Genomic DNA, 21927 nt, shown 5'->3' with positions numbered 1-21927 from the left:
GAAAATGTGCTTAGCGTTGTAAATCCGCATTTTCCTGACGGAACCCCTAATAGTACTTTTTTTGTATATTTTCTCATTTTTATCTCCTGTAAATAGTATCCGTTTTTATTCTAAAATAAATTCTATTACTTTTGAAAGGGAATATAATCCATTTTGTTTAGTTGGTTTTTAGTGGGGCATTTAAACAAAAAAAGAAGTCCTTCGAGAATGTTTTCTCAAAGGACTAGCTAAAAAACTAAAATAATTTTTTTATGTGAGGCAACCTATTTTTTAGCAATAAATCATCAAGGCCTTTAGCTTCTTCCTCATTCCATAAAATTAAATTTGCTTTGAACCCATGCTGCTTCAATTCTTTCGCACACTCCATAAGATGTTTCTTTACTTGCGCGTTTGAAACTGCATCAGCGTCAAAGCATAAATTCACTTGCTCAACTCCCATCTCTTTCATAACAGGGATTGCTAATCTCCACGCACCGACTCCTGGAAGGGCTATGAAGGTTGTTCCAATATCCTCTAATTCTAGCGGATCATATAGTTTCTCGATACAATCAGACGCTATATCACATTTTAGAGGACCTTCAGATAGCCACACGGTACGAGCTTTTTGTAAAGTTCCTGATTCCCATTTTTTGAGTTTTGAAGATGGCACTGAAACGTGTATAGGAGCGGGATCGCCCGACCCTGTTCCTTGCGGTTTATTTGCTGAACTTAGCCAGTAATAACGGTTACCTTTTACAACTCTCACCCACCCCTTGATATCTCCATTATGGGTAATGGTGGTCCATGTTTTGTTTAGTTCAATAGTTTTTTCGAGTATGATTTCCCCTTCGAAAGTCACTTGGACTAAATTTGGTTGCTCTTTAATACGGGCGTTCAATCCAGGACGATTTGGTTTGATTTCAATAACATTAGGAGGATTGTCGATTCGGTACTGAAATCCGACAATTTGATTATAATGGTTCCGAAAAGGGATTAATATTCCATTATTGCCTGCTATTGTCCAGTATTTGTTATCACGAACATAGAAACCCGGTATGCCGGTAAAATCCTCTATATCCAGCTCATCACTAATTACTCTTGCTACCTCCCAAGGCTTTTCAGGAAAACTTTGATACTCCCGAATCATAACCTGTTTATCCGACAGTTGTCGTTGAGGAGAGGTAAGGTGAGCATAGTGATCATCTTCTAGTTCAAGATTATCAAGAAATGTTCTGAAGACCTTGTTCAATTCGTTAGAATCCCGCTTAGGATTTCCTTTAAATTCCTCTACCTCACTTTTGTTGATTTTCTGCTTCTTGTTTCCATTAAGAAAGTGCAAAAAGCTTGGTAGGGCTGAATTTTTTGAAAAGACCTTCTCGCTCTCCACTCTAATACAAGCAACTACATTACCATCTTCATGCGCCATACAACCGCCAGTATGACCACAAATAGGACATGGGGTACGGTAATATTCGTACCAGCCTGATAATCTTGTCTTTCGCATAAATTTCATAATCTGCATCCGCCTCTCTTAAAGTACTTTTTGTCATACGCAGTCTTTAAATCGGTGATGGTCTATAGGTGGCATAACTGTAACGACTTTGAAAGATAATGCTGAAAGTTTAGCGATGACTATTACGATTGGATTATCATCCATATCGCGGCCGGCTATCGCAATCTTTTGAGCACCTTGCCGTTCGACTATCTGACCATTAAAGATTGCTGTGACAATATCCCCCTTTGAATATCCTCTCTTAGCTAAGCGCCCCTGTGTGTGTCCCCCAATAATAATTTTTCCCTTGCCGGTCATAAGAACCTTTTTAATCTCTTTTAAATTCATGATAATCACCTCCATTGGAAAATAAAAAAGCAGCCAATGGATTGTAGTAAGAGCATAAATACCCCTTGCCTACGATCCAAAGACCGCTATTTTGATAGAATCCCGCATATCTTCGAAAGATAGCACAAAAAACGAAAAAATTATAAAGTAGATTACTATCATCATAGCATCTCAATTAAAATCAAATCAACCTTTCGAAAGAATTCTTTTCATTCTTTTCCAAGGAGTAGGTTTATATTTATCGAAATAAGAACCAAGTAAATGAGTTGTAATGACCTCAAAGATAGGGGTTAATTTTTTCCTGCTACGAAAATAATCTAGGAGCGGCTTGTGACCTCTCTCAGACATCTGTATTTCCGCATCCATGGAAGGTAGTACCCCTATTAAAGGGAAATCAAGTTCTTTGGCTAAATCCTTTGCCCATTCCTCATCAGGGCACCGCGTGACTATCAATTTAGTGGCAAAGTTAAAAGTTGAACTATACTGTCTAATCCTATTAAACTCTTCTATTTCCTCCAGAGTTTGATCATATCTATTGTCTATGATGATCCATAATTCATCTAAATGCTTCAATACTTCTACAGTAAAGGACTCTATTTCTTTAGAAGGTAAGTCTACAAAACCGATATCGCACTTCTTTAGGTTCTTCATGTATTCATTGATATCTCGATTTGTCCATTTCTCGCCCAGATAGTCATTCTTTTGAAGTGGAAGCCAGTAAACCCCTCTAAAAAACCACTTAACTAAATTAATATCAAGCTCTTCATTATGAAGAGCTTCAAAAAATGATACCCAGTTATCCGGGACTGATTGATAACGCGTTAATTTGCTTTTTAGAACAGGGTCCTTTTTTAGAGGCTCCAACACCATTATGTCGATATCAAAATCACTTAGAAACATAGCGTAATTCATTACAAAAGTAGAAACACCATTTGTCGCAAGAGGCGACCATACTCCTATTATTTTATTTCCTTTCCATTTTCCAAAATTGAAATTATTTTCTCTTATTAACTTTGCTCTATTTGTTTTCAACTCATGTTCTGGTTCCAAAGAAAGAATAGGATCTTCCTTTGAAAATGGTGCAGAAGGAAGAACTTCCAGGTTTACTGGCTTACTGAGGTTCCCCTCTTCCGTTTCATTAACATTGTTCATAGCTTTTCGCGTTTCTTTAGTAAGTTTTGAACCTTCAAACGTCCTGACTTCATTTTTTTGAGTGGATGGCTCTTTGTGTTGGGCCTTTTCTTCCCCATGGTCAAAGTTTTGCTTTAAACTCAATGTGTTGTTTTCTATTTTTAAATCCTGATTTTCTAAATCCTTAGTAAGGATAGCTACTTTAAAGTTATCTATCGAATTATATGTATCAACATTTCTACTTACAGAAAAAGATTCAGTATGAGATGGATCCAATATAACAAGCGTTCCGGCCAAATCAGATGTGTTTATTTCGGATAAATCAATTTTATGTGACGGAACAATAAGCATATGGAAAGAGGAGGATAAGACCTCTTCTATTTCCTGGTCAGATATAAAAAGGATTTCGCTATTGGGTATTTTTTTATATAGTACAGGTTTAATCCCGAGGGATTCCTCTTCACTTATTGCCAAATAAATCTTTTTCATTAATTTCTTTCTCCCGTTTTAGGTATTCATTTATTCGCTCTTTTAAGAAAGGGCTAAATGAGCAGTTTCCGCGTTCTGCTTGCCCCAAGTAACTTGAACTAATCCCTAGTTCCTGGGCGAATTGAAATTGACTGAGATTCAATCTTTTTCGTAGAATAATCAGCCTTTCGGCATCGTTTAATGGCTTTATCTTCTTAAATTCAACCACAATCTTTCCTCCTTCTTTTATTTAGTGAAAACAAAAAAACCACTAAACATCCCCCTAAAATGAGGGGGGTGCCTAGCGGTCGTCGCTTTAAAATAATTTAGTTAGTTTCAATTATAGCATAATTTATTCCGAATTAAAGCTCCATTTAAACTAAATTCAACTATGCAATAAATTTTCAGTTGTCCTTTCCTCATATCAAATGTATAATTTTCCTATAACCTTTTTCTTTTTAATTTTTTTGCAATCCTATTTTGGATTAGCGGTTTCTAACAAACACTGCAACCTTTGAGGTTGATGAATGATAGATAAGCATTTCTATGCTTTTCTGTCCTATATCAAATCTCAAAGGTTTTTTTGTGTTTTCAGCAAAAAAATGAGGTGGAAGGTTATAAATACTTTAAGAGGGGCTGTTTTCAATGAAACAAGATTGTAGTATGGAAGAAGTTATCAGTAAGCTGCAGGCTCCATTTCCATCTAAGGATATCGAATGGCGTGTCAGTCATTCAGGTATTAAAAATGGAAAGAAGTGGGCAATGGTATTGGCTTATGTAACAAACAGGGCAATTCAAAACCGCCTTGATGAAGTCTTCGGTCCTGCCGGCTGGAAGAACAGCTACAAGGATTTCAAAGATGGAATTTTATGCACTATCTCTTGCTTCATAGATGGTGAATGGGTTGAAAAATCGGACGGTGCTGAACAGACAGAGATTGAATCGCTTAAAGGCGGACTTTCAGGCGCCATGAAAAGAGCAGCTGTACAGTGGGGTATTGGACGATATCTGTATAAGCTTGAATCCATGTTTGTGGAAGTTTTTGACGACAAACGGGATGGAGCAATACGAATAAACGATAAAAAGAATAATGTTTATGGTTATTGGCTTCCTCCCAAGTTACCGATATGGGCGTTACCTGAAAATGAAAAAAAGCATTCTTTTTCCGAAGGAAACGAACAAAGGAGAAACCCTAATAATCAAACATCTAGTCAACAACAGCAAAAACCGCAAATGTCAGATGAAAAATCCGAATTTAATCGCGGTACAGCTGTTAAAGTGATTACGGAATATCTAAAAAATACCGGGCTTACTGAACATTCTAATTGGATCATGCCTTTGTTCAAACGAATCAATCCGAGTATCCAACAAACAACTATTACTGAGGTCTTTGAAAAAGCATCTGAAGCTGAGTTTAGGCAGTATTACAATGTGTTGCGGCCAGTCAATGATTTAACCGTGGTTGCTAATCATTATAAAATTTCAATGGATGATGTCTTAAATTATGTGCAGATTTTAAATCCCAAAATCAGAGTTGAAAATCTTTTTTCCTGCTTTACCCATGTCACTTTGGAACAGGTAAAAGAGATCGTTCAATTTGTTAAAGAGGACTTAAAACAAGGGCATATCAAACAAATAGCTTAATATTAAGCGGGGCAAAAGTACAAAAGGATAATCCTTTTGTACTTTTTTATTAAAAAACTTTCTAGGGGGCAGTTATTATGCATTTTAAAATCGATAGTCAACTTTTTGCTGAAGCACTAAAAAAGGTGGAGAAAGTGGTAAATGCTAAGCACAGTATTCCCATTCTTCAAGGCGTCTTTATGGAAGTTAATGAACAAGAGATCATCTTGGTTGGTTCTGACAGCACGGAATCTTTCCGTTATCATATTCCGGTTGATGGTGAAAATGTCGATGTGTTTGTTCCAGGCAAGACTGTTCTACCGAAGCAAGTATCGGATATCTCGAAAAAGCTGAAGAAGAATTTGGAATTAAAACTAATCGACTTTAATTTGACCATTAAATATGGTAAAAAATCAGAATTCAATCTTAACACTTTTGATCCGGAAGAATATCCGAAACTACCTACTTTTGATATTGAAAAACCTACCTTCACATTGAAAGGTACAGATTTCAATTCTTTTGTAAAGAAAACATCTTTCGCTGCATCAGATTCGGAAATTCGGCCTATCCTAACAGGCGTCAATCTATCTATCACGGAAGATTGTATGCAGCTGGTCTGTACGGATTCTCACCGTTTGGGCCAAGTTAAGTCAAAGGTGGAAGGAAAGAAAGACTTAAGATTGGTTATTCCAGCAAAGTCATTAGATAAACTGGCCAAAACCTTCGATTTACAAGAGGATGTTAGCCTATATTGTGAATCTGATAATCAAGTGGTGTTTAAAAATGGAGCGTTATTCTTTTATAGCCGCTTGTTAGAAGGCAATTATCCTGATACTTCACGTCTTATCCCTACAGAGTTCAGAGCGGAAATGAAAATAAGTCGCAAAGAATTTTTGGAGAGTCTTGATCGTATAAGCGGATTGGCCAATGGAGCAGACAATGGAAAAGGCGGAGTGGTAAAACTTCACGTTAATGGAGCAGCCACAATCTCCACTCACCAATCGCAAATTGGTAAAGGTGTAGAAGTGGTTGATTACGAGGAATTGAGCGGTGAAGACGATTTTACCATTTCTTTCTCTTCCAAATACATGATTGACGCTCTAAAAGCGATAGATGATGAATATATCAACTTTAAATACCAGGGTAACATGAGGCCTTTTCTGGTTACTCCATGTTCATCAACCTACGAAGAGCTTCAGCTTGTGTTGCCGGTAAGAACAACATAAAGACAGGGAGGATTCCTTCCTGTTTTTAAGGAGGTATGACAATGAGAAATGGATTTAGTTTCTCCACCTTCTCCGAACTTATTAACGATAAGGGACAAGGAAGTGTTGAAGAGCAAATCGGACAAAACTATGTGCTTATGGTGATTCAGAACCAGTTATGTACGGAGGATATAAACTTCTCAAAGTTTGAATTCGAGGATCTAATCGAAGTGTATGAAGGATTAGATTCTGTTCTTTCTGATGAAGACACAGAGGGACGTATTTGCATTGATCCTAATCATCCATATACGCGGATAATGGCTCTATCTAATAAAATATACAGTCTGGGGAAGTTGCCGAAACAGAGGCCACCTTCCCCTTTCTTATTTCTGTAGGAGGGAAATTATGGAGTCACATGATGATTACTATAGTCTTAAGGGGACAGTTCAAAATCTTATGCTAATGAAACTAGCATTTGACTATGGTGTGGATTTAAAAAAGTTCCCCCACTATGTGGTTAATTATGATTTTGGACAGGAATATGACTGGGACATTTTCATGCATACAGTGAATTCCGTCTTTACTATCGTAGATTATTGGTTTCCTCATAGCGGTGAAGAAGAGATTCCTGATAAAACATATTGGTGCGAACGTGCCGGCCTTTCTCACCATCATGATGACCTGGAAGGCACGGGAATTATTGTTATCCTGGATGATCGTATTGACCATACAAAAATTCGCTCAGGAACCATCGGTGGAGGCGCGGATTTTTATTGTGGCTATGGTGAGATTACTTCAATTGAAAATGGAGTAATTTTGACATGGTATGAAGATGACGGACCTATAGACCTTGTTGATGTTCTGTATGTCCTTCTGGACATATTACCGACTAGAAAGGAGCAAGAATCAAATGCGGTGGCAATTTGAACTGTCAGATGTTCCAAAATCGTCTGAATTCCCAATAGAAGCTTTTCAAATTGGTGACAATGGTGTGCGGAAAGGTCCATTTTATTATCGGGTTGAAGATATTATCCAAGCGTTACAGCAGGCTCCAGAAAATGCTTACGATGCAGATGCAAAACGCAACGAAGAAAAGAGCACTCCTACCCTTCCTGCAAGATGCATTCGCTACTCTTCAAATGAATCTGGTAGTAAGCAGCGCGTTACAATGCTATTAGAAAAGAAGATGTGGGAAATCCGATATGGAGAAGAAGAAAATTTTTTTACCATTGGGTTTCCTCGAATGGTTTTACAATATCTTCTTGTACCATTTGGAAATAGGGGATTAAAGATATCTGAAATGAGAATCTATGCAGTTCAGGACAACGGGTGTCCAGTTACTGATGATACCCCTTTGTTTGTATTCCCATATCCTAATGTCGGTAAGAGCAATGGGATCGTATGCTGGGGGTTGAATCAAAGGTTAGAAATTAAGGATATCGTTGAACTAGAGCGTGCCTTTAGGTGGTTTGTTGCCTCTCCGTTTAACGAAGATCACGGTGTGCGTACAACCTTGGGGATATCCAGATTCCGAGCTTTAATCGAGCGAATTAAAGAACAACCTTTTGATGATGACTGGCTTATGCCAAGTAACAATAAGTTTGGAGATCTATTCAAAAAAAATAATTAGATTAGGAGTGGATTTTAATGACTAAGAATGTAATCGCAGGGCAGGAAGATATTTTTTCAATGTTTGGGATTGTTGATGAATACGCTGAGCAAAAAAAGCAGGAGGAAGAAGAAAGGGCTCGAAAAGCCGAAGAATTGCGTAAACAGGTGGAAAATAAGAAGGCTGCTACTAGCGCCGAAAATAAGGGGACGGAAAAAGATCTTTTTGAAGTAAACCAGGATACAGTGATTCGTTACTTTGGTGAATCCATCGAAATCATTTCCTATTTTACTTCAGAGGAATTAGCTGAAGGCTTGCTAGTCAAAAAGAAAGACGGAGAAACAGAAAGACGTCCATTGGATGGAGAATTACTTCGCAAAAGAATGGAAAAGGATTTTCCTGAACTTGTAAAGGACATGACGGAGATGGTTTATTTGAAGGACAAGAATATTGTCATTCCAGTCATGAAAGCAAAAAAGAAAGGGAATTGTAGAGAAACGTCTTCGCAAGAAGGCGTTTCTTTTCCCGTTCCGTTCAATGTATTAAGCCAATTTATAAGCTTGGCCCGTTTGTACGCTGAACAATCTCTAGAAATCCATGCTGACATTTACAAAAGTGCAACAGGGCATTTCTTTTTAGATGTTCCGGCACAGCGGGTTCATAAATATTGGTGTGAAGTTAGCGAATCTTCATACGATATTGCAGAGAGAGTTGAAGATGCCATAAAGGTTTTAGAGATTCATTCTCACCATTGTATGGCTCCCCTCCCCTCTACTCAAGATAACGAATCAGAACGGCTTCCTGGGATGATTTATGCTATCGTAGGAGGTTTGCAAAAGCCATTGCCGGATATAACAATTCGTTGCTTTATTTCTGAGGATGAAGGCCATAAACCAGTGCCTTTTCATCTGGTGTTTGAGGATCCGTTTAAATCGCTTCCAGCCTTTGATATGTCAAAAGTTGAGGTTGTGGTAGCATGAACGGAATTAACATTCTAAAAGCAGCTAAAGATAATTGGTACGACTATCAAGGTGTTTTCCCCTTTATTGTGCAGGTCGGAGCTGGAGGCACGGGTGGTTATGTTGTTCAACATATCGCTCAACTATTAGGGACAACGAAGACAAAAGCGGCGTATGTAATTGCTGACCCTGACGTTATTGAAGAAAAAAATTTAGGAAATCAGTTATTTCTGCCACAGGAGGTAGGTTTGAAAAAGGCTGATGTTTTGGCAAGCCGCTATTCGGCTGCTTATGGAATTGACATTGGCTCTTTTAGCGATTCTTATATCGAATCAGAGAAAGACTTGCGGGCTCTTTTTTCAATGGAATACATGTCCATGTATGATGAGGGAGAGCGACAATGTAATAAATTGTTTTTGCCGATAATTGTGGGCTGTGTGGACAATAACTATACTCGCCGAGTCATTCATGAACTGTTTAAGAAAATGAAGACTGTAGTATATATCGATGCAGGAAATGAGTCAACAAAGGTACCTGATGATTGGAGAACGAGGCCAAAAGAGAGATGGACCGAAGAAGAGTTACGGGATTACCGTGAAAGTGGATGGAGCGGTCAGGTAGTCACTGGTGTAAGGATGAATTTATTCAAACAAGCACCAATGGCTGAAATGTTCCCTGATGTTCTTCAGGACCAAGACGATATTCGGCCGAGTGAGCTTTCTTGTACCGAACTAACTGCTTCTGAACCTCAAAGATTAATAGTGAACAAATTAGCAGCCTTGTCAATTGCAAACATACTTACAATCCTTATTGAGGATTATAATATTAACTCACACATCACTTTTTTTCATGCGAAGAAAGGTTATATGCGTTCGACTGATGTGCAGTCATCAGAGAAATTAACGATTGCATCTTAGGAGAGAGATAATAATTTTGTGAGAAAGAGGGACTTATTATGAATAACATTGCGGAGAGAAATCCAGAAACCACAGATATTAAAGAGAACAGAAATAAAATAAAAAAGATTGATAAAAGAGAAGCTTCTGATATTATGAATAATTATAAACCTATAGGGTTATTCATGGTTGAGGAAAACGGCCATTACATTGGTATTGACAATTCATCCGGGGAGTGTTGGGTTGAAGAGTTCATTACAGAGGATTTATGCCTTAAATGGTTAAAAGGCGAAGTAGAGATGAATGATTTTGAATTGAGTAACTAGAATAGAATAAAAGCCGCCCTCTTAGTACATGTATTAGTATTAGGAGAGCGGCTTTTTATGTTTATCCTAAAGATTATTATTAATCACATAAAATTCTTCAACTGAAGCAGCTGCGAGAATCAGTTGGTTTCTTTCTATCTCTTTGTTCAGCATCAATCTAACAGCGAGGTTATCAATAAGAATTTGCTGCTCTGTAATCGATAGACTGTTCTTGATATTAAGGTTCATATAGTAATTTTCAGTGGTTTCGCCGCTTGTAACTTTAATGATTGTTACTTCAGCGATTTTATCAAGACCTGTATGTTTGGATGTGATGGCATTCCAAACTTCACTGCTATCGTTAGTGTATTCACAGCTGAGATAGGTTTGAGGGTCAATAAACAATACATCATCAATGTGGGATAATAAGCCAAGATATTGGGATTGATAGGTCGGTATCCCCCTCTTCTCCCCTTCATCAATAAAGGCCCATTTTGCCCCCATACAAGCCGTATTTATGGAGATATCCATCAATAGAGGATAAACCCCTTCGTATTCAATTACAAGCCAACTAGCTAGAGCTTTTAGCGGCTCATGAGTAATTATTCCGTCTATGTCATAATTGGTAGCCATTCTTAGCATATCCGGTAACTGCTGTGCGATCATTCCTTTGGATTGTTTAAACCATTCATCATTAAAGTTAGCTTCTTCACTTTGAAGTAATTCTTGCGCCATATAGTATCCGTTAAATATTTGAGCCTTTACGCTTTGAAACAGATCTTTTTCCAGCCGTTCTCTATCGGAATCATTAATGAGATCCTGGAGAAGTTCTTTATAAAAATTGAAAGTTTGGGCTAATTCAAAGTTAAACTGTTCGTTATTTTGAAAGTGAGCTTTTAGCTTTTGGTCTGTGTACTCGTAAATGTTTACATCTGAAATAGTTTCCATCAGTATGCAACTCCTTTAATTATCGTTTTTATCGGTCGTTTGAAATTGACTGCCATTGCTGCTGTCTATAAAAGGTGGTGACGGACTATCCTCACTAAATTTCCATACATCGTTTTCTTTTACTATGGTCGTTACAAAATACTCCTCACCATTCGTAGTTAAGACTTTTCTATAGAACCTTCCTTCTCTTTTCAATCGATCATATGTAACGGTAGTAAGAGTATAACTATCTCCTGAAATATTTTGTTTTTTATACATATCTTGTAGTGTGCTGAGAATCGTTATGGCATCTTCTTTCGTAGGTAACTCCTTTAGAACTTCTTCACTTCCATATGCACTCAAGAAGTTGTAATATTCTTCTGCAGTGATCTTAAGAGTATAGAATTCAAATAAAATTTTAGAAACGTGTTTAGAAAAAAGATCTCCATCCTGGTAACTATCTTGAGGTTCAAATTCAATGGTGTCCACTATCTGTTCAGAATCCAAATCATTTTCTTGGATAACCTCATTTAAGGGCTTTTTATGATTTTCATAAAATTCTTTTTGTACTTTTTCTTCTTCAGCTTCCTTTTTTTTCTGATAGTCTTTTAATTCAGCATTTCTTTCTTCATTTTTTTTAGCTTCTTCAGCAAACTTCCCTCCGGAACACCCGCTTAATATTAGCGCTCCAATTAGTAGCGGAACAACAAAACGTGATTTTTTCTTCATAACGAAACACCTTCTACTAAGCGTTTTTTTTCTTTTACAGTTAAAAAGTTGATCAACTCTGCACTATGAATAGTTGGTATCTCGGTAATTACAGAATCAATAAACTGAGGAATGTTTGTTATTTTAATTTGGTTAGCACCAGGAATAACAGGAACTTTTAAATGCTGCTCAATGCAATAAGAAATCGCTTTAACATAATCTTTATCAATGCTCGTTGGTATAGAAATGCTTTCTAATTTACGACTTCCGAACAAATTAATACTGATAATAATGGCATCAAGATTAATTAACTTTGGATCGAGTATATTGCTGAAAATTTTTGTGTTATCCTTGTACCATTGCTTTTTTAAGGATTGTAAAATTTTATGGGAATGAATAGTAAATTGTCCTTTTTGGGGATCAATTCTTAAATTAGAGTTTAGGTTCCCATCTTTTAATAAATCCGCTAAGTAAAATCCTTTTTTTCTAGAAAAAGGTATTTTTAATGGTATATCTTTGGCAAGGTGATCAAATTCTCCTTCACCAATTAGTCCTGCGATTGCTAGATTATAAAGACTTTTAGTTAATTTTCTATCTTCCACATTAGTACTCCCCCCAAAAACAAAAACCCAGAAAGAACCTAACATAGAAAGTTAAGTTCTCCCTGGGTTTTTCCCATTAGATATAAGCATTATTGATAAAATTATACACTAGCCTATATTTCTCCTTCAAGAACTTTTTGAGTATTCCCTTCAAGTAGTATCTTGATATAGTTTGATGCAGAAGCTTCTTCGATTCCTAATTCCTGAGCTATTCTCTGGATAGGGACCTTGTTAGTATACCGATCATATGCAATGGCTCTTCTAATCAAAATAAGTGTCAGTGGTGAAGAATCCTCTGGCAAGTAATCCTGAGCGATATTCCTTAAATGAGTGAGTATGGACATAACTTGAATAGGTTCACCAACATCTTCACCATGGGATTTAGTAAGGAATACATAATCACTTCCGTTAAGTAGGGTTTCATAAAAGTATTCCAAAAAACAATCCGCCTCTTGGCCTTGTAATAAAATTCTACGGTTTTTTAACTTTATTTCAACAGTTTCATCTTCAGAATTATCAATAACGTCATCTTTCTTAAAACGAAAGTCTGAAGTTTTTAATCCTCTTGCTGCTAAGATAAAGATTGCTTTCCTAATATTTGAGTATGTTTCGTTGTTTAGTACATTGTCGCGCAATTTTAAAATTTCCTCATAGGATATTCCGACAGTAAGATTTTTTATGTCTTTATACCTTTTGATTTTTACAGATGGATCTACGGCGACCGTACTGCTTTCCCAGAGAAAATTGAAAAAGGTTTTTAAGATTGCTAATTCCTTATTTATAGTGGAATTACTCTTTCCTTGCTCCTTTTGGTCTTTCATATACCCTTTAATATCGGAGGGGTTAATTTCGGATGGCTCTATGTGCTTTTTATACTTTTTTGAGAGAAAAGCGAAAAACTGATTTAAAACTTTCTCATAACTTCGCACCGTTTCAACACTGTATCCCTTATTTTCAATGTGTCGTATAAACCCATATGGCATCGTGTATCCCCTCCTTTATTCACAAGACTATTAACCATTATTTTAACGTATTTTCAAAAAAAGTTGAATCATATGAGGAAGAGTTTTAAAATTTCCCTTAGCTGCCTATATAATTGGCTTCCGAAACTTAGGGTACATTCATACCCTAAGTTTTTAAAAAAAAAGCAAAAAATAGCAGCTAAGGAATTATAAAAAATCCTCCCCGTATTGGAAAGGATTTTTATATGCGATCTAAAATTGTAATTACAATTGCAGTTAGAAGGGCCATTGTTGCAAGACCTACAATAATGTTATTTAAAGCGTGTTCAGTTTTTTCTTTCATCAAAAGGAACATGTAGATCAACCCCTAAATATGTTTTCTTATATTATAAAACATATGTTCGTAATATTCAATTATTTATTTTGCTAGAATCGATAAAAGTTGCTTTTTTGCTCTCTGATTGGAGTTGCGACAACATATCCCTCCGGTTGCCTATAGTTTCTAAAAGCGTCCTCTTTTTTTCTTCTAGAATAGAGTTTTGTTCCTCGTATTCTTTTATCTTTTCGTTAGACTCTAACAAATATTTTTCCTTTAATGTTGAGTCAATTTGAGCAGAGATTTCTTCAATATCGATCTCTTCATTCTTCTTGAAGAAGCCAAGAAACGATTGTTTTTTTATAGTTTTCTTAAGAGAATTTGTCAGAAGTTGAGATTGTTTCTCTTCCAAGTACTTCATATGAGTTTCAGATTTAATTTGTCTAATCGAAAACTCGTTTAAGTCGATTTTTCTATTGATATCGGCTATTTCTTTTTCATACTCATAGATATTTAGTAACAAACGTTGTAATGCTATAGATTTTTCAAGACTTAAAAACCTTTCCTCATTCTTGGAATCATGTTGTATTAGTCCAGTATTAGCCCCCCCTTCTTTATTAGAATTTTGTCTTCTAAAATTCCCCATCGAAATCGCTGGTTGCATACCTAGCTCAGCTAGGAGATCAACCGTAGACTTTGAAGCCTTTTCCATTAACAGAAAGATCATATGCAAGCGGAAAACACTTTGATAATTAAGTCGATAATACTTCCCGAACCTTTCTGGCGCTATGTATTCAATCAAATCAGAACGAAAATGATTCCTTATGGTTGAATCCGATCGTTCAATGATCCTTCCAGTTTCTACGGTGCTATAGGTTAAATCGGGATGTAAAGAAAGTATCCCTTCAGTAAAGAGGTCATTTCGCAAACCATTCAATAAGATTAACCGATAAATTGGATCATTTTTAAAATCGTCTTCGAGCAATTCTCTAATATCGATTTCTTCCACTCGAATTCACCTCCTATTGTAGAAATCTACAATCTTTAATAAAGCATACCTCTCTCATCAAGACAAATCAACAAAAATCCTTTGTTTTTATAGGCGTTAACTCAATCCGGACAATGTGCAGCGTTAGCGTTAAGGCAAGCAAACGATGTATAGCTGATTTTTTCAAAATCGCATTTCATCCATTCATTTACGTAATTGATTCATTAAATAGTTTGAATCATTCTTTTATGTAATTGAATCAACTTGATTGAAATAATTATGATTCTCGGACGATTGCGATCAGGAACGTCCGATGTGCTTTAACGCCTGTCATAACAATAAATCGCTTTTTAGGAGCGTGACGATTTTCTCTGAGTGTACTTGAACGCAAAAAAAGCCAAGCAACGCTTGGCCTATTAAAAATCTATGTCATTTAGATCCGCAGCTATAATTTTTTTTGACTCCTTCATAGTTTCTTCGAAGTCCTCATCCAAATCAGTGAGAGTTAATTTTTTTCTTCCCTTTGCCATATTAGGAGAAGAGAAGAAATCTTCAAATTCATCAAGACCTATACTGGAAGCCGCTTGCTTTTTGGCTTCTTCTTGTTCTTTTTCGATTTGTTCCCATTGTTTTAGTTCTTCTTTCAACTGCTGAATACGTATAGAAGGGGTCAAATAAACCGCCAAACCATACAAAGCTAGGCTCTCCATCTTGCTATTTTTAGAGATTGATAGGTTCACTTTTGTATTTAATAGCTTGGAAGTATATCGATAAACATCATCAGCAATTTTAGGTGATATATTTTTAGTTGTAGGATACAATACTGCGACAGCTCCAGCTATGGCGTTCTGGACCTTGTAATTCGCAAGAACCTCGTTATTATTAAAAAGATTACCGATGACAGATTCAATATCTTCATCATTTTTTAAATCTTTATGCTTCGATATGGAGAGCCATCCTGGAGTTGATAGTGTAGTCAGCAATTCTGTCTTATCAAAAACGGATCGACCATCAAGTAAAGGAAGAGAAGAAACTTCTGCCAACGCACTTGCAATTACCATGTTACTATATGACTTCGCATCAATTTCTGTTCCTCCGTAGGTCTTGAGAGGGCTGTGAGCATAGTAGTCATTCATTTTCTCGTTGTCTATAACAATGGCAGTACCCATTTTACTTTCGTTCATTAATTGTTGGATGACACTGATACCGGCAAGTGCATTTTTTCTAAAAGCTGACCCCTTTTCATCGGAAGATGGGAGTGAACAGATGACACCAAGAGGGATTTTTCCGCCCGGAAGTGCTCTGTTCTGCCTTACCTTCGAAAGATACGTTAATGCGACTTTTAGTGCTCCATTACCAGTCCCGCCACCAAGGCTTACACACACCCAAACAAACTCAGCATCTTGAATTGCGTCATCTAAAGCAACACTAGCGTACAGATCTTTATTTTCCTTTGCGATTTCAAAGCCTAATCGTGCATCTTTGTCGGTTCCTTCAAGCTCTGGGTAGTCCTTACTTGAAGTCACAATCCGTCTATTCTCAGGGATCAAATTTTTATGTTCTTCCATATCAGACTTTGAGGAATTTAATAAAAATGTAGGAAAACCAAACCTTGATAATTCTGCTGCAATACGTCCTCCACCTTGTCCTAAGCCAATAATGGCTTGAGAAGGAAAACGATTCATTTCCTTTTTAACTTCATCAGACAACAAATGTGGGGATAGCAAAGCTTTAATTGCCCCTAGTTTTTCATTTTCAGCAAATGGTTTAATCATTTACAAGCTCCTCTCGCTCTAACTTTTCCATTTTTAATAACTGTCCAAGTTGCCTACCCCGAACTGTAACAAAATACGGGGTAGCTGTACCATCTTCCTTTTTTTCTATAAATCCTTGTGCCTCTAAAATCAGAAATGATGCATCATACTTTTTCCTCATGCTGTGGAAATCCTCAAGCCTGGCTTTAATAAGCCCTCTATGTAACTTGTTTTCCGTAATAATTCTTCTGAATACATCGATAGTAAAATCATCTAGTTTTTTACGTAAAAACCTTAGAGTGTCTTCATCGTATTCAAGCAAGTCTAAGTCTTTATAACCAACCTTTATGGACGTTTTGTCATTCATCTTCACACCACCTTTATGTACCTTTACGCCCCATAAATATGTACCTTTAAGGTACATTATAGTTAAATAAGCAAATTATAGCAATCAGAAAGATAAAAAACGTGTAATTTTTAATAGGTTTTCATTGTTACGCCCCCCCCATGTGGTCCGCAATTGCGGACCACAAAAGAACCCTTGATATTGTTGACATTCTAAAGACCCAAGGGTTCCGTTTTAAACTTACAAACCTTTAAGATACACAATTGAGGTCCGCGATTTCGTTTGCATGAAAAATTATATAATTCTCCAATGTTCACTTTCAGTATACAAGGCTCAATGCATTTGTTCTTCTTTTAATGGACTTTCATTCCAAGTGATTGCCTCCTTCGTTAATAGTTCCTAACCCTTCGGAACTGGTAAGGGGAATAAGATCTCTTCTTTATGCGCTGGCTAAAAATCACTACCGCTATGTATGGTAATCGTTTAAATGGCCATTCAATTACGAGATTGAATCTTGAAAGTGAATGATTTTAAATTAACGTAAAATTCCTTGTAAACAATGTTTTCTGAACAACGATAGGAAGTGTCTAATTGTACTTTTATGCGAAGCTGCCTTAATTTGTTATTCACTTTTCTATACATGTCCTTGTTCTTCCAATAAGCTCTTTACAATAAGTCCGCAGAAGCTAAAAACAGGTGTATACCGAACAACTTTTACCGAACAAGATAACCTGTTCGATATAGGTTGTGTGATTAACCGAACAATATAAACCCTATAATATCAAGGACTAAAGGCTGATTTTGAATGGTAACTTCAACCCTATTTCGCACCCCCGGTTCGGAGGGGGATATGCCCATAAAACCACTAGTAACTAGGCACTCATTTTGTACCCTAATTTACAGAGGTATTTTTTATCCTCAGTTAATCTCCATCCCTAATCCGTACCCTAATTTTCTTTGTATAAAGTTTATATTTATTCAGGGTTTATTGTTGATTCCATATTGTTGGGTAACATTGAATAATGGTATACTTTGAAAGAAACTTTATATCAGAGGGAAGCACCCTGGATGCTAGAGCTTAATCTATAGCTCTGTTTGTCCTGGGTGCTTTTTGTTTTGGAGGCGATAAGTTAATGACGCTAAAGCATCAAGTGAAAACTAGTAAGAAGAACGCTGTTTGGTTTTCTGAGCAAGATCTTGAACTTTTACAATTGATATGGGACTTTAAATATTTATCGCTATATCAAATTAAGTATTATTGTGAAAGACTGCACGGTTTAAAGCCAGGCTCCTTGGAAATGAAGCTGAGAAGATGGAGGGATGCTGAGGTTCTTGTGGCGAAAAGGTATACGAAACCCCCAGCTGCAAAAGTTTTCTACAGAGTGGGGCCAGAAGGAGTGGTCGTTCTGAAGAAGGCTGGGCTAATAAGTCCTTCGAGCAAGGTTCTTTTGGAAGATATATCGGGCAGGAGAAATTATGATCATTTCTTCGCCATCCGGGACGCTGTATTATTAACTCTCATTGAGTTAAAAAAGAAAAACAGGGAAGTCACCTCGTTTTCTCCGTCGGAGATGCCTTATTATGAATCAGGTTTCGAAGGTTCTAAACCTTCGGTCGTTCCTGATTGGGTACTTGTTAATTCCTGCGGTTTCCTGAATATAGAGTTGGATACTGGCACTGAGAAATTTCTTAAGATCAATGAGAAAGTCATAAAATACGTAAATTACGCTCAACAACGTCCAAATGAAATCCATCACGTTCTCTTAGTGGTTTTGGATGAGAATGATCCTGCTTTGTTATATGACAACGAATATTCAAAAGACCGCAGTGGCAGGGTGGCTAACCTTAAGGAATTAATAATTCAGGCAAACGCTCATGTGCATTCAAATTTAAATTTTTATGTTGTAACTATCAGTAGAGTTGGGAATATTGCTTATAAAATAATGACGGGAGAATTGCCTCTTCTGGAACGCCAGCGTTCAAATTCAATCATAGCCGCTACAAAGCTCTTGGAACTTAACGACACTTTCAATTACATGATTGAGCCTATGGACGCGAGCGAGTTTTATCTAGCGGAAGTGAAGGAATCCTTGTATGCGGATGGCCATTTCCGCTTTGTGGGTAAAGACAAGTGTGAAACGGTACTAATTAAAACCATGGAAGAGGGAGATGTAAAGTGTCTGGATCAAATACAGTATCTTAACCTCCTATCTTCTGAAAACAGGTTCAAGATTAAAGTGGATAAGATTTTAGCGATTTATCAAAGCAATGAAGAACTGCATTCCGATGTGTTGGGCAAATTGCTTCCGAATGTTCATTTTACCAGTAAAGAGCAGCTTTCTATTGATTTAGAAACTCACCCTCTATTTTTTAAGACAGTTAACACATCTAAGAAAGAGGGAGTGTTGTTGTATGGAAGATAAACTCGTGGAATTTTGGAAAAGTAAATTGATACCCTATATGAAACATAAAGTAGTTCCGAAGCTTCCAATGGTTTCGATGTTAATCACAGCTATCGTTTCTTTGTTTCTATCTTTAAAAGCGGGCTTTAATTATCTATTCTTGATGGCAGGGCAATTTATGGGGGCTATTCCGAGTTTTGTTCTGTTCGGAGATTCTACCCAACCTACTTTCTTGGGTTTTATGTTTGCATCCATTTGGTTGATAGTGGGGTGGTTGATCAGTACAAAATTTAAAAAGTTTCAAACCCGACTGTTTCGGAATTTATGGTTCTGGAATATGTTTGTCGGAGTTATATTTTATTATCTTTGGTTGATTTCCGCTCCCGTGTATAACGTATTGCTACCATACCTGGGCGGTAGAATTAATGAACTGGAAATCGAGAATGTTTGGCATGCAATAGCTGTAGGGGATGTAAACACCTTACTTATCACTATCATGTTCATCCCAACTGTTGTTTCAGCCGCTCTCCTTTTGTGGTTAAGTGGACAATATTCTCAGTATTCCGCAGATTTGAAGGAAGCCTTCAGCGAGTTTGAATTTAAAAATGTTTTCCTTCAAAAATGGTTTAAGTTAGAAGTGAAAGAACATTGGCCAGACGTGGCTTTAGGTCCCGAATCAGAAACAAAGGAACTTCTCATTCAACCAGGCCGCGATAGAACCCTTAATAATATCATCGTAGGTAGTATTGGTACTGGTAAAACAGCAGCTTTGGTTTTACCTATTCTTAATCAGGACCTTCATTGGATGAGCAGATTTATAAACGATTACCCGAAAATTCATAAGCGTGAGGATTACCATTCCGAAGAAGTCAAGGGAATGTATTTGAACGGGATAAGTGTCATCGAGCCATCAAATGATTTGTGTCAAAAAGCATTTCAACTTGTCAAAGCGCATGGTATTCCGGAGGAGTCTGTTTTTTATATAGACCCTACCAATCCAAACACTCCGAGCATTAATCCAATGCAGGGACCGGTCGAGAAGGTTGCGGAAGCATTTGCGATGGTCATCCAAGGATTAGCAGAAGGCGGTAATGGTGGTAACTTCTTCTTTGAACAAAGTGAAAGGAACCATCTCAAGCATTATATATATCTTCTGAAACTTCATGAGCCTGACCAGGATGTTACTTTCGATATGCTTCTTAATATGTATAATAATCCGCAGCTTGTCCGCAGGATGCATTTGAAACTAAAGGAAACTTTCCCGAAAAGCATTGAGGAAATTGAAGATCGAGATAAGCGAAATCACTGGGCAATCGTAAAACAGATTGATGAGTGGTTCGATATGAACCTTTTGCCAAAGACCTCAAGAGTAGGAGGAGCAAATGTACCCGAAAAGGTTACGCATGGAGAGTACCGCGGCGAAGACGCTTATTACGATGCCAAGGCTGAGTATGTTCAAGGGTTGCGAAATGTTCTGAATGATATCGGGGCCAGCCCGCTAATTCGGAGGGTCCTATTCGGAAAGTCTGATTTTGATTTTGATAAACATCTCGAAATGGGTGGCGTTTTACTCGTCAATACAGCAAAAGGGGAGTTAGGAGGACTTTCTAACATCCTCGGGAAATTGATTCTATTGAGTTTACAGAACGCTGTATTCCGCAGGCCACCTAATATATCGAACTTTCACCATATATTGGTGGATGAATTCCCTGACTATATTTATCAACCCTTCCGTGAATTCCCGGCACAATCCAGGAAATATAAAGCGATTGTCACAGTAGTCGCGCAGACAGTTACGCAGCTTGCCGACAAATATGGGGAAACTTATATGCATACTTTGCTAGGTACCCTTCGTCATAAAATGGTATACGGTGATATTCCGGATTTTGATGCACAACTGTTCTCGAAAATATTCGGGGAGAAAGAGCGGTTTGAAGAAAGTGTCAATGAACAAGCAGTTAGTCCGTTGCAAGAGAAGCCGATGCTTAGAATGGGGAACAGCTATCAAAAAACCAAAGAAGCTATCTTATCACCCGCTGATATCATTTACCAGAAGCCATTTCAGTGCGCAGTAAAAATCGTATCGAATAACAGGCCAATACCGGTTAAGCAAATCGATGCCAACTTCGTGCCGAAATCTGAGTTTAAAGAAGCGATTATCCAAGTAGATGAGGAAGCAGCAAAGCTTTGGATGGCCAATCGAAGTGAAATGCACATTGAATCGTTCCTGGTAGAAGAAGGTATAGAAGAAGTGGAAGAATCAATAGTTGAGGATGTAGAAGAGGAAATTGAACAAGAGGTTGAAACACAGGGGGACCAGCCGCTCGTTGGTTATCCAGAAATAAAGAAGCCTGTTGTTATTCCCTATAAAGAAGAAAAGGAATATGACACTATTGAACATGACGATGAGAAGGATGCAATTTCAGAACTGTTAGATCATCAAGAAATGGACTCACAAAAAAATTCCGAAACAGCAGGATCTGAACTAGAAGATAACAAAGAGGGACAATCATTAGGCATTACTGAAGGTGGAACGACAGACGAAATTACGGAGGAGTTAGAAGTATTCAGTTTTGACTCTATATTTCAACAAAACAAGTATACTCCTGAAGCCAAGTCTGAGAGCGCCAGTAAATCGGAATTAGGGGAAAAAGAACTCCAACTTATGGATGAACTTTTAAAAGAGGTTGATAAAGTACCCTCCTCAAAAGAAGCGGCAGCCGCTAAGCTCTATAGTGATTTTGAAGAAAACTGATTGATACAGGGAGATAATCCCTGTATTTTTTTAGGTGGTTTTTCTATCTTTTTGCTCTAACGGGCCTTTCATAATTTTTTGTTGAAATAAACTGTATTGTGTTATACACTTTTTGGTAAGGATAGCAAGAACGTCAACCGAATACTTTAAAA

At 37.2% G+C, this 21927-nt stretch carries 21 protein-coding genes; 10 read left to right on the top strand and 11 right to left on the bottom strand.

Annotation, left to right across the window (positions count from 1 at the left end; all coding sequences use genetic code 11):
- Positions 1-235: 235 nt before the first annotated feature.
- The 4 genes from ACH0QE_RS17520 to ACH0QE_RS17505 form a co-directional block, all read right to left on the bottom strand.
- Positions 236-1501 (bottom strand): DUF3854 domain-containing protein, encoded by a 1266-nt coding sequence (locus ACH0QE_RS17520; RefSeq protein ID WP_415781327.1) that lies wholly within the window; start codon positions 1499-1501, stop codon positions 236-238.
- Positions 1502-1525: 24 nt separating this feature from the next.
- On the bottom strand, positions 1526-1819 hold the full coding sequence (locus tag ACH0QE_RS17515) for a DUF4258 domain-containing protein (RefSeq protein WP_415781326.1): 294 nt from the start codon (positions 1817-1819) through the stop codon (positions 1526-1528).
- A gap of 186 nt (positions 1820-2005) precedes the next feature.
- A complete protein-coding gene (locus ACH0QE_RS17510) occupies positions 2006-3439 on the bottom strand; it encodes a hypothetical protein (RefSeq protein ID WP_415801822.1) in 1434 nt (477 codons plus the stop codon).
- Positions 3411-3647: a helix-turn-helix domain-containing protein gene (locus ACH0QE_RS17505; protein WP_415780230.1), complete on the bottom strand. Its 237-nt coding sequence runs from the start codon at positions 3645-3647 to the stop codon at positions 3411-3413. The genes ACH0QE_RS17510 and ACH0QE_RS17505 overlap by 29 nt, the downstream gene beginning before the upstream one ends.
- Positions 3648-4063: 416 nt before the next feature.
- Here ACH0QE_RS17505 and ACH0QE_RS17500 point away from each other — a divergent pair, with 416 nt between their 5' ends.
- The 8 genes from ACH0QE_RS17500 (at position 4064) to ACH0QE_RS17465 (ending at position 10036) form a co-directional block, all read left to right on the top strand.
- A complete protein-coding gene (locus tag ACH0QE_RS17500) occupies positions 4064-5062 on the top strand; it encodes a Rad52/Rad22 family DNA repair protein (RefSeq protein WP_415780229.1) in 999 nt (332 codons plus the stop codon).
- 77 nt (positions 5063-5139) lie between these two features.
- A complete protein-coding gene (dnaN, locus tag ACH0QE_RS17495) occupies positions 5140-6267 on the top strand; it encodes a DNA polymerase III subunit beta (protein WP_415780228.1) in 1128 nt (375 codons plus the stop codon).
- 41 nt (positions 6268-6308) lie between these two features.
- Positions 6309-6641 carry a hypothetical protein gene (locus tag ACH0QE_RS17490; RefSeq protein WP_415780227.1) on the top strand — a complete coding sequence of 111 codons (333 nt, stop codon included), beginning with the start codon at positions 6309-6311 and terminating at the stop codon, positions 6639-6641.
- 10 nt (positions 6642-6651) lie between these two features.
- On the top strand, positions 6652-7173 hold the full coding sequence (locus tag ACH0QE_RS17485; RefSeq protein WP_415780226.1) for a hypothetical protein: 522 nt from the start codon (positions 6652-6654) through the stop codon (positions 7171-7173).
- On the top strand, positions 7157-7876 hold the full coding sequence (locus tag ACH0QE_RS17480; RefSeq protein WP_415780225.1) for a hypothetical protein: 720 nt from the start codon (positions 7157-7159) through the stop codon (positions 7874-7876). The genes ACH0QE_RS17485 and ACH0QE_RS17480 overlap by 17 nt, the downstream gene beginning before the upstream one ends.
- Before the next feature lie 17 nt (positions 7877-7893).
- On the top strand, positions 7894-8835 hold the full coding sequence (locus ACH0QE_RS17475) for a hypothetical protein (RefSeq protein ID WP_415780224.1): 942 nt from the start codon (positions 7894-7896) through the stop codon (positions 8833-8835).
- Positions 8832-9731, top strand: coding sequence for a ThiF family adenylyltransferase (locus tag ACH0QE_RS17470; RefSeq protein WP_415780223.1), 900 nt, complete (start codon positions 8832-8834; stop codon positions 9729-9731). Before ACH0QE_RS17475 ends, ACH0QE_RS17470 begins: the two co-directional genes overlap by 4 nt.
- A 38-nt stretch (positions 9732-9769) precedes the next feature.
- A complete protein-coding gene (locus ACH0QE_RS17465; RefSeq protein WP_415780222.1) occupies positions 9770-10036 on the top strand; it encodes a hypothetical protein in 267 nt (88 codons plus the stop codon).
- 66 nt (positions 10037-10102) lie between these two features.
- Here ACH0QE_RS17465 and ACH0QE_RS17460 read toward each other — a convergent pair whose 3' ends face one another.
- The 7 genes from ACH0QE_RS17460 to ACH0QE_RS17430 all read right to left on the bottom strand — a co-directional run bounded on the left by ACH0QE_RS17460 (position 10103) and on the right by ACH0QE_RS17430 (position 16639).
- On the bottom strand, positions 10103-10963 hold the full coding sequence (locus ACH0QE_RS17460; protein WP_415780221.1) for a hypothetical protein: 861 nt from the start codon (positions 10961-10963) through the stop codon (positions 10103-10105).
- A gap of 15 nt (positions 10964-10978) precedes the next feature.
- Positions 10979-11671, bottom strand: coding sequence for a hypothetical protein (locus tag ACH0QE_RS17455; protein ID WP_415780220.1), 693 nt, complete (start codon positions 11669-11671; stop codon positions 10979-10981).
- Positions 11668-12252 (bottom strand): hypothetical protein, encoded by a 585-nt coding sequence (locus tag ACH0QE_RS17450; RefSeq protein WP_415780219.1) that lies wholly within the window; start codon positions 12250-12252, stop codon positions 11668-11670. Before ACH0QE_RS17450 ends, ACH0QE_RS17455 begins: the two co-directional genes overlap by 4 nt.
- Before the next feature lie 113 nt (positions 12253-12365).
- Positions 12366-13235: a tyrosine-type recombinase/integrase gene (locus tag ACH0QE_RS17445; RefSeq protein ID WP_415780218.1), complete on the bottom strand. Its 870-nt coding sequence runs from the start codon at positions 13233-13235 to the stop codon at positions 12366-12368.
- 389 nt (positions 13236-13624) lie between these two features.
- Positions 13625-14539 (bottom strand): hypothetical protein, encoded by a 915-nt coding sequence (locus ACH0QE_RS17440; RefSeq protein WP_415780217.1) that lies wholly within the window; start codon positions 14537-14539, stop codon positions 13625-13627.
- A 395-nt stretch (positions 14540-14934) separates the two neighbouring features.
- Positions 14935-16293 carry a hypothetical protein gene (locus ACH0QE_RS17435; protein WP_415780216.1) on the bottom strand — a complete coding sequence of 453 codons (1359 nt, stop codon included), beginning with the start codon at positions 16291-16293 and terminating at the stop codon, positions 14935-14937.
- A complete protein-coding gene (locus ACH0QE_RS17430) occupies positions 16286-16639 on the bottom strand; it encodes a hypothetical protein (protein WP_415780215.1) in 354 nt (117 codons plus the stop codon). Before ACH0QE_RS17430 ends, ACH0QE_RS17435 begins: the two co-directional genes overlap by 8 nt.
- A 1112-nt stretch (positions 16640-17751) precedes the next feature.
- On the opposite strand from ACH0QE_RS17430, the gene ACH0QE_RS17425 reads away from it, so the two are divergent.
- Both ACH0QE_RS17425 and ACH0QE_RS17420 read left to right on the top strand, forming a co-directional pair.
- Positions 17752-19041, top strand: a complete 1290-nt coding sequence (locus ACH0QE_RS17425) for a replication-relaxation family protein (RefSeq protein WP_415780214.1) — start codon at positions 17752-17754, stop codon at positions 19039-19041.
- Positions 19031-21775, top strand: a complete 2745-nt coding sequence (locus ACH0QE_RS17420) for a type IV secretory system conjugative DNA transfer family protein (protein WP_415780213.1) — start codon at positions 19031-19033, stop codon at positions 21773-21775. Before ACH0QE_RS17425 ends, ACH0QE_RS17420 begins: the two co-directional genes overlap by 11 nt.
- The last annotated feature ends 152 nt before the right edge of the window (positions 21776-21927 follow it).

Source organism: Mesobacillus sp. (assembly GCF_047739415.1).
Taxonomy (GTDB): domain Bacteria; phylum Bacillota; class Bacilli; order Bacillales; family Cytobacillaceae; genus Mesobacillus.
The sequence above is the reverse complement of the archived record's forward strand: the minus strand, read 5'-3'. Positions and strand labels throughout refer to the sequence as shown.